This is a genomic window from Haladaptatus sp. W1 (assembly GCF_001723155.1).
In the GTDB taxonomy this organism is placed as follows: domain Archaea; phylum Halobacteriota; class Halobacteria; order Halobacteriales; family Haladaptataceae; genus Haladaptatus; species Haladaptatus paucihalophilus.
Genome location: NZ_MEIH01000343.1, coordinates 1 through 2,568, shown reverse-complemented (window position 1 = coordinate 2,568; position 2,568 = coordinate 1). Strand labels below are relative to the sequence as shown.

The window sequence follows — 2,568 nt, the reverse complement described above, 5'->3', positions numbered from 1 at the left end:
CATACATCTCCGGTCGGAATCTCCACGTTGGCCTCGTCCTATTCGCGTATATCTTTGGCCCGTTACTGTTCGGTTGGTATGGACTGTTCCTTGGACCGCTTTTACTCGTATTGTTCGTCCATAGTACCCGCATCATTTTACCGGAATTACTACACGGACGCGAATTGACGCCACAAGCAACTGCAACTGATCCAATTCCAAATCCAAATGAAAACCAGCCTGCAACAACGAGTGGAAATGATTCCACTCAGCAAGACTCGAAATCCTCCACAGAAACATTATCAGCAGACCAAGCATCTCCCACTGAGACTACAAAACAACAAGACGAAAGTTCAGACGACCACTCGTGATAACAATCTCTAGATCAACCCGACTGCGTTGGTACTAAGTCAGACACTGCTGAAGTCGACTATTGAGTATTCTAAGCACGCAAGTTGCCAGTTCGGGGGTGACATCCTGAGCAAGATGTTTTGACCACGGTTTTCAGCAAAACATCATTTTAGAGACGTATGTAATATTCCATGTTGATTTTGAAGTAGCAGGAGCACCTCTCCCCCAGGCGATCAAATCACAGCGACCAATTGCTACGGGAAACAACCTCTCACTGGCGATGTGGGTTCTGTGCTTCGCTGAGGGCGTCATAGTGGTCAATTCCACTGCCGCTTATCAAATCAGGCGACAGTAAATTTGGTTCACTTGCACATAAAGAGTGACTTGGTTGGGATTCATTTGTCTCACTGCCGGTTGTTGCACTAAGCAGAACTAAGAAAGTCTGGCAAGCGTGTCGAATCTGTGTACTGTTGCTTCTCGATTTCATAGAAACTTGGCCGTATCGCCTGAACCAAAGAGTTGTCTTCTATGACACCAATAGGAACATCGATAAAAGAAAAAATAGATCGCCACATCGGGATTAGAGCCACTCATCGGGGGTTCATCTGTGTGAGTGTGCCTCAACCTGCCAGCACGACCAATACACCAGTCGTAACGAAAATCGATGGTGTCAACTGTCCTCAGAGCGACCTCACGTATCTTCTGGTGGGGATTTCGGTAGAGGGTTGTAGAGTTCGAATATCCTCGTTGAGTGCCCCAAAGGACTACGGTCGTCCTTCTCATGTGCGGATTTTATTGTCACTGACCGTCATCTGTGGCGGTTGGAAATAAGAGGATAGACGGACAAACAGAGTGCAATGTCGCTATATGAGCAACGGCGGTATAATGGCTACTTTCCAAGTAGGCGATATAAAAATTTTACTCTCGCTCTATCCGCTGTCGTTGGATTTTGGAGTTACTGGGCGTTCTCACGTGGTATTGTCTTTGCAACGATGTATATCGTTATGTTCGGTTTCCTGGGAATCTTGTTCGTACTACTCTGGGAGTGGTAACTCCCACATTCGATCAAGATATAATCTAATGCACGACTTTGATCGAGTTAGAGATCAAGTTACCTCCTCTAGAATCACCCGAGGTGGACAGTCCAATAAAGAGCATACTCGATGTCTCCTCTCTTTTAACCACTTCAGGCACCGTATAACAATAGTCAACGCAGTCATTGGAAAAGGTGTGAGCGTCGTAGGAACGTGCCTGGAACCATGCGCCTGCGACGTTCAAGCACAAAGAATCAAATGTGATCATCTCACGCCAGTTCCATACCGGCGTAGTCGTGCCCACTCTTCCCGGCACGACCACGCTCTACTCGCAGGGGGTTCCGGGACGAGAACGGGTTGCTTGTTGGTAGAAGCACCATCGACCCCACGTCGATGGCGGCCACTTCGTGGCCCAGGTGGTTCGAATCCACCCCCGTTCGTATCAGAGCATATTCTCACAGTCTTCACACGCCGACCACTCCTCGGATTTTTGGAATGTGGTCAGGTCAGCCTCCGCTGCTAAACGGTGGTTTTATGGGTTGTAGGAGCACTCTACCGTGAATTGCCAACACGTGTAAAAGTGAAAGACAGAGTTTTGTATACGACGTCAGCAGTTAGAAACTGTATCAGCAGAAGAGAACGGTGAGAGATGTCGGATTAACAACTGCCGAGATTCTGGAAGTCGCTCTGGTTACACTTTGAACAACAGGATGGTTTCGAGATAAAAGTGGTTCCGCATTCTTCGCATTCAAAAATATCACCGGTCGCCCGCACCTGCTGTTCGGTCTGCTGAGACGGGGTTTCTGAACGAAAGGCACCGCGTAACCGATGTAGTAGTTCCATAGCAATGCATAGACACTTTCTCAATACACATAGATTTTATCGCCAAAATGGCATAATAATCCCATTATTACTGTGTTGAATATTGTCAATGAAGTCGGCTTACCGGTTCCGAGATACCGCTGAAACCCACATAGTCGCACTCCTGTGGTTCATCATTCTTCACCCCCAAGGAGACAGTCTCAAGCGTCCTGGAAACTACTTGGCGGCGATATCGGTCGCGTACTGTTATATATCTCTCAAGTGTATCCTCGGCCGTAGCGTCGCGTGTTCCGTGAGCGTTCACTGGCCGGTGATATCTGAGACCGTCAGTTGGCGTACCACGGATAAAAAAGACTGAAGCAGTGGTTCGTTCGGCAGTTCC

At 48.0% G+C, this 2,568-nt stretch carries 2 protein-coding genes and 1 pseudogene; 1 reads left to right on the top strand and 2 read right to left on the bottom strand.

The features are described 5' to 3' along the window. A pseudogene (locus BG842_RS32010) lies at positions 1–350 on the top strand (AI-2E family transporter); the annotation flags it as partial. Between the two features lie 1,283 nt (positions 351–1,633). On the opposite strand, the gene BG842_RS30175 reads toward BG842_RS32010, so the two are convergent. After that, positions 1,634–1,795, bottom strand: a complete 162-nt coding sequence (locus BG842_RS30175) for a hypothetical protein (RefSeq protein WP_175424185.1) — start codon at positions 1,793–1,795, stop codon at positions 1,634–1,636. A 497-nt stretch (positions 1,796–2,292) separates the two neighbouring features. Continuing rightward, the coding region (locus BG842_RS30685; protein WP_217493352.1) for a hypothetical protein at positions 2,293–2,568 on the bottom strand (276 nt) is incomplete at its 5' end.